Annotated in this window: 16 protein-coding genes; 13 read left to right on the forward strand and 3 right to left on the reverse strand. The window is 35.3% G+C overall.

Going from position 1 to position 14328, the window contains the following annotated elements; translation table 11 throughout:
* Positions 1–43: 43 nt before the first annotated feature.
* The 11 genes from AAT17_RS08240 (at position 44) to tsaB (ending at position 10181) form a co-directional block, all read left to right on the forward strand.
* A complete protein-coding gene (locus tag AAT17_RS08240; RefSeq protein ID WP_060523592.1) occupies positions 44–745 on the forward strand; it encodes a hypothetical protein in 702 nt (233 codons plus the stop codon).
* A complete protein-coding gene (locus AAT17_RS08245; protein WP_060523593.1) occupies positions 738–1439 on the forward strand; it encodes an SCO family protein in 702 nt (233 codons plus the stop codon). Before AAT17_RS08240 ends, AAT17_RS08245 begins: the two co-directional genes overlap by 8 nt.
* 2 nt (positions 1440–1441) lie before the next feature.
* The gene (locus tag AAT17_RS08250) at positions 1442–1963 is read left to right on the forward strand and encodes a DUF420 domain-containing protein (protein ID WP_060523594.1); all 522 of its coding nucleotides are present in this window, start codon (positions 1442–1444) and stop codon (positions 1961–1963) included.
* Positions 1964–1972: 9 nt separating this feature from the next.
* The gene (locus tag AAT17_RS08255) at positions 1973–2185 is read left to right on the forward strand and encodes a hypothetical protein (protein WP_042277035.1); all 213 of its coding nucleotides are present in this window, start codon (positions 1973–1975) and stop codon (positions 2183–2185) included.
* A gap of 96 nt (positions 2186–2281) precedes the next feature.
* Positions 2282–2983, forward strand: coding sequence for an ABC transporter ATP-binding protein (locus tag AAT17_RS08260; protein WP_042277036.1), 702 nt, complete (start codon positions 2282–2284; stop codon positions 2981–2983).
* The gene (locus tag AAT17_RS08265; RefSeq protein WP_042277038.1) at positions 2976–4223 is read left to right on the forward strand and encodes an ABC transporter permease; all 1248 of its coding nucleotides are present in this window, start codon (positions 2976–2978) and stop codon (positions 4221–4223) included. Before AAT17_RS08260 ends, AAT17_RS08265 begins: the two co-directional genes overlap by 8 nt.
* Before the next feature lies 1 nt (position 4224).
* Entirely contained in the window at positions 4225–5484 is a 1260-nt protein-coding gene (locus AAT17_RS08270; RefSeq protein ID WP_060523595.1) for an ABC transporter permease, read from the forward strand.
* Between the two features lie 12 nt (positions 5485–5496).
* Positions 5497–6678 (forward strand): efflux RND transporter periplasmic adaptor subunit, encoded by a 1182-nt coding sequence (locus AAT17_RS08275; protein ID WP_060523596.1) that lies wholly within the window; start codon positions 5497–5499, stop codon positions 6676–6678.
* A gap of 48 nt (positions 6679–6726) precedes the next feature.
* Positions 6727–8190, forward strand: coding sequence for a TolC family protein (locus AAT17_RS08280; RefSeq protein WP_060523597.1), 1464 nt, complete (start codon positions 6727–6729; stop codon positions 8188–8190).
* Between the two features lie 5 nt (positions 8191–8195).
* Complete coding sequence (locus AAT17_RS08285) at positions 8196–9482, forward strand: efflux RND transporter periplasmic adaptor subunit (RefSeq protein WP_042277046.1); 1287 nt, start codon at positions 8196–8198, stop codon at positions 9480–9482.
* Positions 9483–9491: 9 nt separating this feature from the next.
* Entirely contained in the window at positions 9492–10181 is a 690-nt protein-coding gene (tsaB, locus tag AAT17_RS08290) for a tRNA (adenosine(37)-N6)-threonylcarbamoyltransferase complex dimerization subunit type 1 TsaB (protein WP_060523598.1), read from the forward strand.
* Here tsaB and AAT17_RS08295 read toward each other — a convergent pair.
* The gene (locus AAT17_RS08295) at positions 10178–10378 is read right to left on the reverse strand and encodes a dodecin family protein (RefSeq protein WP_042277049.1); all 201 of its coding nucleotides are present in this window, start codon (positions 10376–10378) and stop codon (positions 10178–10180) included. The two genes, tsaB and AAT17_RS08295, sit on opposite strands and share 4 nt — an antisense overlap.
* A gap of 38 nt (positions 10379–10416) precedes the next feature.
* Positions 10417–11322: a NifU family protein gene (locus AAT17_RS08300; protein WP_042277051.1), complete on the reverse strand. Its 906-nt coding sequence runs from the start codon at positions 11320–11322 to the stop codon at positions 10417–10419.
* Between the two features lie 241 nt (positions 11323–11563).
* Here AAT17_RS08300 and AAT17_RS08305 point away from each other — a divergent pair, with 241 nt between their 5' ends.
* Together AAT17_RS08305 and AAT17_RS08310 are read left to right on the forward strand one after the other, a co-directional pair.
* Positions 11564–12565: a type IX secretion system membrane protein PorP/SprF gene (locus AAT17_RS08305; protein WP_042277053.1), complete on the forward strand. Its 1002-nt coding sequence runs from the start codon at positions 11564–11566 to the stop codon at positions 12563–12565.
* A 58-nt stretch (positions 12566–12623) separates the two neighbouring features.
* Positions 12624–13163 (forward strand): RNA methyltransferase, encoded by a 540-nt coding sequence (locus AAT17_RS08310; RefSeq protein WP_060523599.1) that lies wholly within the window; start codon positions 12624–12626, stop codon positions 13161–13163.
* On the opposite strand, the gene folK is transcribed toward AAT17_RS08310, so the two are convergent.
* On the reverse strand, positions 13153–14289 hold the full coding sequence (gene folK, locus AAT17_RS08315; RefSeq protein ID WP_367379291.1) for a 2-amino-4-hydroxy-6-hydroxymethyldihydropteridine diphosphokinase: 1137 nt from the start codon (positions 14287–14289) through the stop codon (positions 13153–13155). The two genes, AAT17_RS08310 and folK, sit on opposite strands and share 11 nt — an antisense overlap.
* Positions 14290–14328 lie beyond the last annotated feature (39 nt).

The following is a 14328-nucleotide window of genomic DNA, read 5'->3' on the forward strand; positions in this document are numbered from 1 at the left end:
AACAAACTAGGACGGTATTTACCGTCCTTTTTTATACCTGATTATGGAAAAGTTACCACCGGCAAAAGGAATTAATCAAACAAATAAGGCAAAAAGTAATTTTGTACTCATAGTACTCTTTGCATTGCCTTTAATTGCATATTTGTTTTTTTTGAATGGAGAGCACAAGTTTAAAACTTTGCCAGTGGTTAAAGAATCTATCGGATCTATTGAAAATTTCAAGAGATTGGAGGACAATGCCACATTACAATTAAAGGATAGTCTTACAATAATTACATTTCTCGGTAAAAATCCTTATCAACGTATTGGTTATATTTCAAACATCAATGAAAAGGTGTACCGCAAATTTCATGAATTTGAAAATTTTCAAATGATAAGTATCATTGATACTAGTGGAACAGGTGATATGAAAGATGTTTACTATCAATTAAAAACGAATACCGATTTAACCGATTGGCATTTTTTAACTGGTAATGACCAAAGCATCCAAGATTTTTTTAATTCTTTAGGAACAGATCTGGAATTAAACTCTGATTTATCTTCTGACTACGCTTTTATGGTTGATAAAAAGGCACGCTTGCGCGGTAGGCCTGGTAATGATGAAGAGGATGAAGTTATTGGTTATGATACGAGTTCACTTGCAGCCATAAATAAAACAATGGTTGATGATATTCGTGTATTTATGGCCGAATATCGAATGGCTTTTAAGAAGAATCGCTCAGAAAAGATAAAGAAAGATGAGTAAGAAAAAGGACACGCCATATTACATTGGCATGGCAATTATAATTGTCATTTTCGGCTATTTTGCGGTTAAGAATGTCGTGCATTATATCAATAAAGATAAAGTTGTAGATAGTAATCGTACAGAAGATCGCGCTCCCGTGGCCGATAAATTTCTGTATAAGCATGGAAAGATTCCTGACTTTAAATTTGTCAATCAACGCGGTGATACGATAACTAATGAAACCTTATTAGGTCAGGTATATATCGTTGATTTTTTCTTTACAAGTTGTGGCCTTATTTGTCCACCGATGAGTAAGAATATGGCAACCGTTCATGATGAATTAAAGGAATACAAAAATTTCAAAGCAATTTCTATAACCATTGATCCAATTACAGATACTCCAGAAGTGATGAAGGAGTATGCAACAAGGTATACCGATGATACGCGTAACTGGTGGTTCTTACATGGAGAGATTGACGATGTTTTTGAACTAGCCGAAAAAGGTTTTAGTTCATACATTAAAAAAAGTAATGATCCAGCAATTCGATTTGAACACAGTGGTAACTTTGCTTTGGTAGATAAAGAAGGTTTCTTAAGGTCTCGCAAGGATGAATACGGTAATTGGATTATGGTATATCGCGGTGTTGAGGAATTTGATGCGCCGCCACAAATAGATGAAATAGTTGAGGATGCAGTTATACTTTTAAACGATTAATTATGTTAGAAAAAAGAGGTCCAGCTATTATTATAGCCATTTCAATATTAGTTCCATTGGTAGTGGTAGTTCTTATGTTCTTACCAGAGCGTTTTAACTTTTTAGGAGTTGAAGCGGGCATGTTTCCTTTACTTCATGCATGTATAAACGGTATGACTGCTTTATTGCTAGTAACGGGTTTATTATTAATAAAAAATGGTGATCGACAAAAGCACCGCAAGGTTATGACCACCGCTTTTGTATTGAGTGCCATTTTTCTTGTGAGCTATGTAATATCAAAAATTAGCAACGATCCAACTCCATATCCCGAGGATGCTCCTTTTAGAGCTATTTATTTATTCATTTTGACATCGCACATAGTTTTATCTGGTATTATACTGCCGTTAGTACTATACACTATGTATTTTGCTTGGAATAAAAAATACGAGAAACACCGTCGTATAGCAAGATGGACGTTCCCTATTTGGTTATATGTTGCAATAACAGGTGTTTTGGTGTATGTTTTCATGGCTCCTTACTACTAATCGACTAGAATGAAAAGGTTTTTAGTATTACTCACTGTTTTTCTTTATTCCGCTTTCGCGAAAGCGCAATGTGCCATGTGCCGTGCCGTAATTGAAAGTTCTGGCAACAAAGCAGAGGCAGAAGGTTTAAACGATGGAATTACCTACCTAATGGCATTTCCATACATTTTAATTGGCGGTATTATATACATGATCTATCGCAGCACTACCAAAAAAACTTGATTTAACGTTTTTTTAGGTTCTGTCACTGTAACATCTGCGGAAATTTGAGGTCTAGTTAATATGTTTCTTTAAAGAAACAGAGTAACAACCATTATAATGATTGAAATTAAAGGCCTACACAAAAGTTACCGTACAGGTAACAATTCTCTTCATGTACTTAAGGGTATAGACTTCAGTGTTAAAGAAGGAGAGCTTGTTTCAATCATGGGTTCCTCAGGTTCTGGTAAAAGTACATTGCTTAACATTCTAGGAATGTTAGACGAGGCAGATGAAGGTAGCTACGTTCTTGATGGTGTTCCTATTAAAAATCTCAATGAAAAAATTGCTGCCCAGTATCGAAATAAGTTTTTGGGGTTCATTTTTCAGTCTTTTAACCTGATCAATTACAAAACAGCAATTGATAACGTAGCCTTGCCACTTTATTACCAAGGAGTAAATAGAAAAGAACGTGAAGAAAAAGCGCTTCATTATCTAGATAAAGTAGGTCTGGCAAATTGGGCAACACACTTACCTAATCAACTTTCTGGAGGTCAAAAGCAGCGTGTCGCTATCGCTAGAGCGCTAGCCAGTGATCCAAAAGTACTACTTGCCGATGAGCCAACAGGAGCTCTAGATACCAAGACTTCATACGAAGTGATGGATCTTATTCAAGGAATTAATGATGAAGGTCGTACCATTCTTATTGTAACACACGAACCCGATATTGCCGAAATGACAAAGCGTGTGGTGAATTTAAAAGATGGTTTAATCATTGACGATCGTAAAGTAGAACAAGTAAAAGCTATCCAACATGTTTAATGTAGAAAGATGGCAGGAAATATTTGAAGCAATAAGCAAAAATAAATTACGTACTATTTTAACCAGTATGTCGGTCGCATCAGGAATCTTCATATTGGTAATTCTTCTTGGATTTTCCTCTGGAATTCAAAATGGAGTTCGCAAACAATTTGAACAAGACGCTACTAATCGTATTCAGGTTTCCACAAGGGTAACTTCAAAAGGATATAAAGGATTAAATCCTGGAAGGCGATTACAATTGCGCAATGGTGATTACAATAACCTTACTGAAAAGTATGAAGATTATATTGAGTACAAAACGCCTTTATACTCAAATTGGGGTGGACAAATTAACTACAAGCAGCAGCAAGGTAATTACCGTATTGAAGGAGCCGAGGCAGACCAACAATACATAGAAAATCAAACATTAGTTTCAGGTCGATTCATCAGTCAGCAAGATGTTGATGAAAACCGAAAGGTAGCTGTTATCGGTTATCAAATTAAAGAAGATCTATTTAAGCAGGAAGATCCTATTGGTAAAACAATCCTCCTTAATAACAACATTAACTATAAAGTTATAGGAGTTTATACGGATCCTGGAGGAACTCGTGAAGAATCTAGAGCATTTATTCCTATATCTAGTGCACAACAAGTATTTAACGCAGGAGATAATGTAAATCGAATTGCAATAACGGTTGAGCCAGCTGCAACTTTTGATGAAACTGTGGAACGCAGTGCAATGCTAGCTCAAGCAATAGACAATGATTTAAGAACCAAATTTATTGTAGCTCCAGATGATCGAATAGCAGTTAGAGTTGACGACACATTAGAAGAAGCAAAGAAAATATTTGGATTGATCGATACAATAAGATTTGTTTTCTGGTTTATCGGGATAGGTACAATAATAGCAGGTGTAGTAGGTGTAGGAAATATTATGATTATTATCGTGCGTGAACGTACCAAGGAAATAGGAATACGTAAAGCTCTAGGAGCTCTGCCTTCAGAAATTATATTTATGGTGCTCCAAGAGGCTATTTTTATAACATTAATTGCAGGACTATTAGGTTTGTTTGCAGGTGTAGGATTACTACAAATTTTTGCTCCATATGTAGAAATGGATTTCATACACAATCCAACGGTAGACTTTACTACTGTTATGACTACGGTTTTCATTCTTGTTGTGGCAGGAGCACTAGCCGGCTTTATACCTGCTAGAAGAGCAGCTAATATTAAACCAATTGAGGCATTAAGAGACGAATAGTATGTTTAATAGAGATCGTTGGAACGAAATATTAGAAGCGCTTAACGCAAATAGATTTAGGACCTTTCTAACCGCATTTGGGGTTTTTTGGGGAATAACAATACTGGTGTTGTTATTAGCTTTAACTAACGGTTTGCGCACAGGTGTAGCCGTTGATTTTGCAAATCAAGCTACAAACACCATGTTTATGTGGGGTCAAAGTACGTCAATGGCCTACAAAGGAATGAATAAAGGTCGTCGTGTTCAGTTTAAAACAGATGATATCGACGCTTTAAAAAATAACATTCCTGGATTAAAATATGTTTCACCTAGATTACAACTAGGTGGTTATCGTGGAGCAAATAATGTTACTCGTAAAGAAAAAACAGGAGCCTTTCAGGTAAATGGAGATTACCCAGAATTTATTAATCAACAATACATGGATATTATCAAGGGTCGCTGGATCAGTTACTCAGATATTGATAATAAAATGAAAAGTGCGGTAATCGGTGTAGATGTAGAAAAAACTTTGTTTGACTTGGGAGAAGAACCTATCGGCTCATACATAAAAATTAATGGTGTTAATTTTAAAGTGATAGGAGTGTTTAATAATCCAAACACAAAAGGAGATAGTGAGGAACAGGCAAATACCATTTTTATTCCTTTTACATCCTTTGCCAAGGCTTTCAACACAGCAGACAATGTTGGGTGGTTTACATTGACCGCTCATGATGATATCAGTATTACCGAATTAAAGCCAGACATACTTGCATTAATGAGATCCCAGCACAAAGTGCATCCAGATGATATGCGAGCTGTCGGTAATTTTGATTTAGCAGAAAGATTTGCACAATTCTCAGGCCTTTTTAATATACTAAAAATTGTTGGTTATTTCGTAGGAATACTTGTCCTTTTCTCAGGAGGAATCGGTATCAGTAATATCATGCTCATTGTAGTAAAAGAACGAACCAATGAAATAGGAGTGCGCCGTGCATTGGGAGCTACTCCATGGATGATTAAAAAACAAATTCTTCAAGAATCACTTGTCCTTACCTTAATTTCTGGATTAGCAGGTATTGCATTTTCTGCATTAGTTATGTGGTTAATGAATTATGCACTGGATATGAATGGACCGGTAGATAATTTTAAAAATCCAACAGTAAACATAACAGTAATAATTATCGCTTTGATATTTCTTACTGTTGCAGGACTTTTTGCGGGACTAATTCCAGCTAGTCGTGCAACCACTATGAAACCAGTAGACGCTTTAAGAACAGAATAAACACTAACCTAGATGAAAAGAACAGGGACTATAATTGTTTTATTAGTAATCGTAATTTCCTCATTAATTGGAATTTATTGGATATGGCAAAAGGATCAAGAAGATCCGATTGAGTATGCCGCAGAACAACCAGAAACAAAAACGATCGTTAAAGAAACTGTCGCAACAGGTAGCATTGTACCTAAAGAAGAAGTTAATATTAAGCCTAATATTTCAGGTGTTATTGATAAAATTCATGTTGAAGCAGGTGAGTTTGTTAAAGCAGGTGATCTTATTGCAGAAATCAAAGTGGTTCCCAACGTGAGCTCACTTACAAATGCAAAGAATAGTATTGATCAAGCTCGTAACGCGGTACAAACCGCAAAACTTGCACTAGATAATCAGGAATCGATTTATAAAAGGCAAAAACAGCTTTTTGATAAAGGAGTTGTAGCCGCAAATGACTTTGATCTAGCACAAAACGCATACAACAATGCGTTACAACGTTATAAACAAGAACAAGTCAATTTAAGAGGAGCACAACAAAATTATGACATCCTGCGCACAGGAACGACCTCGGGATCTTTAGGTAAATACGCACAAACATCAATACGATCTACAGTTGATGGAATGGTACTTGACGTTCCAGTTAAAGAAGGAAACCAAGTGATTGAGGCAAATAATTTTAACGAGGGAACTAGCATTGCAGTTATTGCAGATATTAATAAGATGATATTTGAAGGTAAGGTAGATGAAAGTGAAGTAGGTAAAATCAAGGAAGGATTACCGCTTAAGATTACTGTAGGTGCCTATGATAACCAAAAATACGATGCAGTACTAGACTATATAGCTCCTAAAGGTGTAGAAGAAAATGGTGCTATTCAATTTGCGATTAAAGGAACTCTTAAAGCTCCAGAGGAAAACAAAACAAATTCATTTATACGAGCAGGACTCAGTGCAAACGCAAGTATTATCCTTGATCAACGTACCGATGTACTTGCAATCAAGGAAGCCCTTGTACAATACGATAACGAGACAAAAAAACCTTTTGTTGAAATCCAAACAGGAGATCAACAATTCCAGCGCAAGGAAGTTGAATTAGGACTTAGTGATGGGATTTTTGTTGAAATTAAATCAGGTATCAGCAAGGACGACGCAATAAAAGTTTGGAATCCATTAAAAGCTCCACAAGGCCGTGGAGGATATAATGGATAAAATTCTTGTAACAAATCATCTTCGAGATCTACATATAGATATCCAATTATGAAAAAAGTACTCTTAATTATTATGTGTTTCGCTTTCGCGAAAGCGATTCAAGCACAATCAACAACATCCACCGATAAGAAATGGACTTTACAAGAGTGTGTACAATACGCACTGGATAACAACATTTCAATCAAACAAAGTGAATTAGATTTAAAAGCAGCAGATGCCGATAAATTAAGCGCACTAGGTAATCTTTTACCGTCGTTAAATGCAGGTGCAGGAGTTTCAGAAAATACCGGATTAAGTTTTAACCCAGTTACCAATAACGCACAAACAACAACATTCCTTTCTGCAACGGGAAGAGTTAATGTAGGTTATAACGTATTTGATGGGTTTAGAAACTTTAGACAATTACAAAGAGCAAAAATTTCAAAAATTGCTAGTGAATATCGTCTAGATAAAATGAAAGATGACATAGCACTTGCAGTTGCAAATAACTATCTTCAAATACTTACAAATAAAGCAAATTTGAAAACCTTTAAAGCTCAAAACGAGATTACAAAGGATCAAATTAAGCAAACTCAAGAATTGGTAGATGCTGGTCAACTACCACGAGGTGATTTATTAGAAATCAAAGCTCAAGATGCTACAGAGCAACAACAAATTATTAACGCGCAAAATGCTGTAATTATAAGTAGAGTAAGTCTTGCTCAATTGCTATTAATTGAGGACTATGAGAACTTTGATATTGCCGATGAGGATTTTGAGGTAATTGATGAAGAGGTTTCTGAAAAACCAGTTACAGAAATAATCAGTTCTGCTGAAGAAAATCGTTCAGAGGTTAGAATCGCAGAACAGAATTTAGAATTAGCCAAAAAAGATTTACAGATAGCCAAAGGAGCTTACTTGCCTACAGTAAGTGCGTTTTTTAGTTATGATACTAGATATACTAACAATGCCTCGTTTGACCAACGTATAGCCGATCCTAATAATCCTACCGAAACACAAATCATTGGAACTGTTGAAGGTACAGGACAAAATGTGGTAACTGAGGTGCCAGTATTAGAAACCGTACTAGTAGGAGCAGAACCTTTTGTAGATCAATTGTATCAAAACGATGGTATAGCTTATGGTTTCCAACTTAATGTTCCAATTTTCAATGGTTTTAGTGTTCGTAGTAATGTAGAGCGCAGTCAAATTAATATTGAACGTTCTAAATACCAATTAGAACAAGCAAAATTGGATCTAGAAAGTAGTGTGTACCAAGCTTACGTTGATGTACAAGGATCACGTCAGGCTTTTGACGCTGCAAAAACCGCATTGGAATCTCAAGAATTAGCTTATGAATATGCTAAAGAAAGATATGATGTGGGACTTACAAATGCATTTGATTTTGGTCAAAGTAAGTTGAGATACGACAATGCTATAATTACATTAAATCAAGCTAAATACGACTATATCTTTAGACTTAAAGTGCTTGAATTGTTTTTTGGGATAGAACCTCTAGAATTAAAATTATAAGATAAATGAAAAAAACTTTAATCATCATAGGTATTATTATCGTTGTAGCGGTTTTAGGTTTAATCGGTCTTAAATCGACTGGAGCCATCGGCGGCGGTGATAAAGGTTTACTGGTAGAGACCAAGGAAGTGACAAAAATGAATGTCACAGAAACTGTAAGTGCTACTGGAAAAATCAGACCAGAGGTTGAAGTTAGTATCTCTCCAGAAGTTCCTGGTGAAATCATTGAATTACCTATTAAAGAAGGTCAGGCTGTTAAAAAAGGCGACTTACTTGTGCGCATTAATCCGGATTTATTAGAATCAAGTGTTAGTCGTACAAGAGCTGGTGTGGCAAATGCAAGAGCTGGTTATGAACAAGCAAAAGCAACCCTTGCCGAGGCAACTGCAAATTATAATAGAAGTAAGCAACTTTTTAATAAAGGAGTAATTTCTCAGGCAGATTTTGATACTAGTACTGCTGCCTATGAAAGAGCCAAAGCATCAGAACGTAGTGCGTTTTACAATGTTCAAAGTGCAGGTGCTACTCTTAATGAAGCATCTGACAACTTACAGCGTACTAGTATTTATGCTCCTATGTCTGGTACAATTTCACTTCTTGCAGTTGAATTAGGTGAACGTGTAGTTGGTACACAACAAATGGCTGGAACAGAATTATTAAGAGTAGCCGACTTGTCCTCCATGGAGGTAGAAGTAGATGTAAATGAAAATGATATCGTTAAGATTGAAGTAGGAGATAAAGCAATCGTCGAGGTTGATGCTTATTTAAAGAAGGAATTTGAAGGTGTTGTTACTGAAATTGCAAATACGGCAAGCGGTCAATTAACCGCAGATCAAGTAACAAATTTTAAAGTTAAGGTTAGAATTTTGCCAGAAAGTTACACTGACTTGTTAGAAGGTAAAAGCGAAAATTACAGTCCGTTCAAACCAGGTATGACGGCAACAGTAGATATCATTACAAGAGAAAGTAAAGATATTGTTGCAGTGCCAATAAGTTCTATAGTAGTTAAAACTGATACTACAGAAAAAAAGAAAAGGTCAGAAATTTCTTTGGATGCTAAAAAGTTTGAGTGTGTCTATGTATTAAATGGTAACAAAGCCAAGCTTAGAGTAGTAGAGACAGGAATTCAAGACAACAGTAATATCGTTGTAACAGATGGTCTGGATATTGGAGAAACAATCATTACCGGTCCTTATCGAGCAGTTACTGATAAATTAAAAACGGGAAAACTAGTTCGTGTTAAAAAGGATCGCTCAAATGATACTTCAGAATCGGAATCTGAAGAAGATTAAATTTTAGCTATGCCATTGATTCTTTGTATTGAAACAAGTAGTACTAATTGTTCAGTTGCTATAGCTAGTGACAGCGCTATTACTAGTAATACATATGGTGCTACTATGGTGCTGGATATTCTTGAAGACAATAGTGATTCATACAATCATGGTGAAAAGCTTCACGTTTTCATAGATGAAATCACCACTAGGAATGGTTATGTAATGGGTGATTATGATGCTATTGCTGTAAGCTCTGGACCAGGATCATACACTGGGTTAAGAATTGGAGTGAGTGCAGCTAAAGGTTTGAGTTTTGCCCTAGACATACCTTTAATTGCTATTGATACACTAAAAGCATTATCTACAATTAATAAAATCGATTCTGAATTTACAGCTGCTTTTCTTGATGCACGTCGCATGGAGGTATATGCTTCAATATTTGACCGATCAGGTAAACGAGTACTTGAATCACAACCAGTAGTTATTGAAGATGATTCTTTTATTCGCTTTCGCGAAAGCGGAACAATATCCTACATAGGAACTGGTATAGAAAAAACAAGAGAACTTCTAAATATCGAACAACAATATATAACCGAAGTAAATCCGACAGCAGCAGCACTGTGTGCTCTCGCCATTGATGGGTATAAAAAAAGCGACACCGTTGATGTCGCTTATTTTGAGCCAAATTATCTCAAAGAATTTAAGATAGGTGGTTAAATTACTTCAAATGTAATTTTTACATTAACTCTATACTCGGTTACTTTTCCATCTTTAACTTGAGCACTTTGTTCGTTGATATAAACCGATCTAATGTTGTTGACGCTCTTTGCAGCTTGTTCAACTGCATTATTAGTTGCGTCTTCCCAGCTCTTATCGCTGTTTGCTAATACTTCTATAACTTTTAAAATTGCCATAACTTTATTGAATTGATTTCCATAAAGTTATAATAAAATTATCCATTAAGAGCAACTACACGATCAATTTTACCAGGAATCATCTCTTTAAGCATAGTTTCAATTCCATTTTTTAAGGTAATAGTAGACGATGGACAACCGCTACAAGCACCTTGTAGAATAACGCTTACCTCTTTGGTATTTTCATTGTAGTTTTCAAAAGCGATATTACCACCATCACCAGCAACAGCAGGTTTAATATACTCGTCTAGTATCTCTACAATTTTTTGGGAGATGTCATCTAAATTTTCAAAAACTTTTTGATTTTCTTCGGGCTCCTTACTTTTCTCAATGGCTTTTGATTCATGATTGCTAGTACCTATTTCTAGACCATTTTCCATGGATTCTTTTATCATGGAACGCAACTCATTACTTACTTCATTCCAATCTATAATATCGTGTTTAAGAATGGAGATGTAATTTTCAGAAACATATAATTCCTTTACAAAGGAAAACTCGAATAATTTTCTAGCTAGGCTTCCGGTTTGAGTATCGCCTATTGATTTAAATTCAATAGGTTTTACTACAAGCTTTTTATTTGCCACAAATTTCATGGCATTAGGATTAGGTGTTGATTCCGCGTAAACCGTTACTGGAATCTTCTTTGTTTTTGATTCCTCTGTTAGTAAAGGTTTGTCGCTATTGAGATAGGTTTCAATTTGAGTAGCAACCTCTTGCTGTACATCATTCCATTGTACTATATCATATCGTTCAATGGCTATGAAATTTTGTGCTATATATACTGTTTTTACAAAAGGTAAGTAGAACAATTGTTGTGCAAGTGGCGATGGTTTTGCCTCGTCTATATTTTTAAATTCGTAGCTGTTGTTTTTTACTAAAAACTGACTGCTTTCAAACTTTACAATAGCCTCATTTGCAGTAGGTACGATTTCAATTTTATGCATTGTGAAATTTTTGAACAAAGATAGTTGGTTTCTTAGTTTAAAGCAGTTCAAACAATCAGAACATTTTATAGAAGACTATAGGAATTTGATACTCGATGAAATACTCGAACTAGCTGTCGAATAAAACCTATCTCTAGAGAATTTATTATATATTTACGCCTGTTTGAAAAAAACCAACAAGTTTTGTTTTAAAACAAATCTAATTTTCAAACGTTTAGGAAAATAGACTATTATCTACCGCATGAAAAAGATACTTTTAACACTAGCAGTTGTTCTAGGAATACAATGTGTGACAGCTCAAGAAGGTGTACCTGTTTACTTAGATTATTTAACCGATAATTATTATTTATTACACCCATCAATGGCTGGTGCAGCGGCTTGTGGAAAGGTGCGTGGTACCGTTAGACAGCAATGGTTTGATCAATCAGACGCACCTAACTTACAAACCCTTTCATTTAACACTGGAGTAGGAGAAAACAGTGGTGTAGGAGCGATTTTATTTAATGACCGTAATGGTTACCATTCACAAACTGGAGCTTACTTATCTTATGCATACCACTTACAAGTAGGTGGTGGATATGAAGATTTGAATAGATTATCTTTTGGTATAAACGCTGGTATGGTTCAAAGTCGTCTAGATGAATCTGAATTTGATTTAACTGATTTTGATCCTATTATAACAGGGGTTTTGCGTAGTGACAGTTACTGGAATATCGATATAGGAGCTTCCTATTTTTTCAAAGAATTTTACGCTCACTTCACAGTAAAGAATGCTCTTTTCCAAAATCGTGATCTTTTTAGTCGTGAATTTGAAAGTACAAATCAAAGACGTTACATAGCTACATTGGGTTATTTATTTGCACCTAGAAATAGTAAGTGGCAATGGGAACCATCTGTATTATATCAAAGAACTGATAGAACAGCTGAGCAGTTCATGGATTTCAATGCAAAGGCATATTATGATTTAAATGATACTAGTGTCTTATATCTAGGTTTATCTTACCGTCAAAGTTTTGATGGTGCAGAATATTTAGACGGCAATAGTGTACAAGAACAAAACTTGAGTTTACTTTCTCCAATATTAGGGGCGAAAATAGATAACTTCACTATTGCTTATACCTACAGCTACCAATTTGGAGATATACGATTTGATAGTGGTGGTTTTCACCAAATTACATTAGGAATTGATTTCTTATGTCGTAAAGACAGATGGAGTTGTAACTGTCCTGCTGTAAACCTATAAACCAACTTTATTTTATTATTAAGGCAGCTGCAAAGCTGCCTTTTTTAATTAAATCAAGATGAGAAAATTACTTAATGAAGAGCTAGATAGGTTAGATGTTGATGCCTATAAAAACAGCGACAAAACACCCATTACGATTGTTTTAGATAACATACGTAGTCTAAATAATATAGGAAGCGTTTTTAGAACAGCCGATTGTTATCGTGTCGAGAAAATAATATTATGTGGAATAACAGCCCAACCACCGCATAGAGATATTAGAAAGACCGCTCTAGGCGCAACAGAATCTATTGAATGGGAATATGTAGAAGATACCTTAAAAGCTCTAGAAAATTTAAAAAATAATCAATACCACTTGTGTGCTATAGAACAAGCTGAAAACAGTACTAGCTTGTATCATTTTAAACCTGAGAAAGGACAAAAACTAGCCGTTGTATTTGGGAATGAGGTTAAAGGAGTACAGCAGCAGGTTGTAGACTATTGCGATACGATTATTGAGTTACAGCAATTCGGGACAAAACACAGTTTAAACATTTCAGTTTGTGCTGGTATTGTGATTTATGACCTTTTCAATAAAGTAAGTTTACTTAGGAGTTGATTTGATCCAGTATTGTGATGTAATCCTCATGCTTATTGACAAAATCAAGTTCAGTTACATCAATAACTTTGATTTTTAAACTGTCTTGCGTTTTGATAAAATCGGCATATCCTTTCTGGATCTCCATTAGATAATCAGTTTGAATATCTTGTTCATATTCACGACCTCTTTTCTTAATGTTGGCCAGTAAACGCTCCTCAGTTTGGTACAAATAGATGTACAATTCTGGTTTGACGAGCTCCTTATACATCATGTAGAACAATCGTTTGTATAAAGTGTATTCCTCTTCTGATAAAGTTATTTTACTAAAGATAAGTGACTTTACCACGTAGTAATCGGCTACTGTGAATTCTTTAAAAAGATCCTGTTGACCTATTTCATCATGTAGTTGCTGATAACGATCGGCTAGGAATGACATTTCTAATGAAAAAGCATAACGTTCTTGCTCTTTATAAAACAAGGGCAAAAAAGGATTATCGGCAAATCGTTCAAGAACTTCCTTTCCCGTAAAATCTTCACCTATTTTATGAGTTAAACTTGTTTTTCCTGACCCAATATTTCCTTCAATGGCAATGAAATTATGGCGTTGAATGGGATATCGCTTTCGCGAAAGCGTAATTTCAAAATCATCCACAGGTTCTAGTGGCTCCATTTTAGATGCAATATTACCTATGTGAATGGTTTCGTTTTCTATTTCCCATTCCTTGCAGAAATCCAATAAGGGTAATACAACAAAATTCCGTTCTTGCCAATGTTTATGAGGAATCTCAAGCCTTTCTGACTGGAATTGGATGTTATCATAAAAAATGATGTCCAGATCTATAGGACGACTCTCATAATGATCTGTGACCTTAACCGATCGACCCATTTCACTTTCAATATTTTTAAGCTTATCAAGTACATCTTGCGGTGTGTAAATAGTATGAATTAGAAGAACCGTGTTATAAAAGTCAGGTCCATCAAATCCAAAACTTTGGCTTGCATACACTTTTCCAGCCTTAATGATTAAACCAATTTTGGTTTCAATAAGTCGTGTAGCGCGTTCTATTTGGTTTTTTTTATCACCTAGGTTTGTGCCTAACGCTATGATTACCTTATGATTGCCTATTTTTGAGATGCCTATAATTTTATCGCCAAATTAAGGAATATTTACTCGACCTTAAAC

It is taken from the genome of Nonlabens sp. MIC269 (assembly GCF_001430865.1).
Lineage (GTDB): Bacteria > Bacteroidota > Bacteroidia > Flavobacteriales > Flavobacteriaceae > Nonlabens > Nonlabens tegetincola.

Coding starts and splice junctions, on each gene's coding strand:
- AAT17_RS08270 (WP_060523595.1), top strand. CDS start 4,225: ATGTTTAATAGAGATCGTTGGAACGAAATATTAGAAGCGCTTAACGCA.
- AAT17_RS08240 (WP_060523592.1), top strand. CDS start 44: ATGGAAAAGTTACCACCGGCAAAAGGAATTAATCAAACAAATAAGGCA.
- AAT17_RS08260 (WP_042277036.1), top strand. CDS start 2,282: ATGATTGAAATTAAAGGCCTACACAAAAGTTACCGTACAGGTAACAAT.
- AAT17_RS08250 (WP_060523594.1), top strand. CDS start 1,442: ATGTTAGAAAAAAGAGGTCCAGCTATTATTATAGCCATTTCAATATTA.
- AAT17_RS08275 (WP_060523596.1), top strand. CDS start 5,497: ATGAAAAGAACAGGGACTATAATTGTTTTATTAGTAATCGTAATTTCC.
- AAT17_RS08310 (WP_060523599.1), top strand. CDS start 12,624: ATGAGAAAATTACTTAATGAAGAGCTAGATAGGTTAGATGTTGATGCC.
- AAT17_RS08300 (WP_042277051.1), bottom strand. CDS start 11,322: ATGCATAAAATTGAAATCGTACCTACTGCAAATGAGGCTATTGTAAAG.
- AAT17_RS08245 (WP_060523593.1), top strand. CDS start 738: ATGAGTAAGAAAAAGGACACGCCATATTACATTGGCATGGCAATTATA.
- AAT17_RS08265 (WP_042277038.1), top strand. CDS start 2,976: ATGTTTAATGTAGAAAGATGGCAGGAAATATTTGAAGCAATAAGCAAA.
- AAT17_RS08295 (WP_042277049.1), bottom strand. CDS start 10,378: ATGGCAATTTTAAAAGTTATAGAAGTATTAGCAAACAGCGATAAGAGC.
- AAT17_RS08280 (WP_060523597.1), top strand. CDS start 6,727: ATGAAAAAAGTACTCTTAATTATTATGTGTTTCGCTTTCGCGAAAGCG.
- tsaB (WP_060523598.1), top strand. CDS start 9,492: ATGCCATTGATTCTTTGTATTGAAACAAGTAGTACTAATTGTTCAGTT.
- AAT17_RS08305 (WP_042277053.1), top strand. CDS start 11,564: ATGAAAAAGATACTTTTAACACTAGCAGTTGTTCTAGGAATACAATGT.
- AAT17_RS08255 (WP_042277035.1), top strand. CDS start 1,973: ATGAAAAGGTTTTTAGTATTACTCACTGTTTTTCTTTATTCCGCTTTC.
- AAT17_RS08285 (WP_042277046.1), top strand. CDS start 8,196: ATGAAAAAAACTTTAATCATCATAGGTATTATTATCGTTGTAGCGGTT.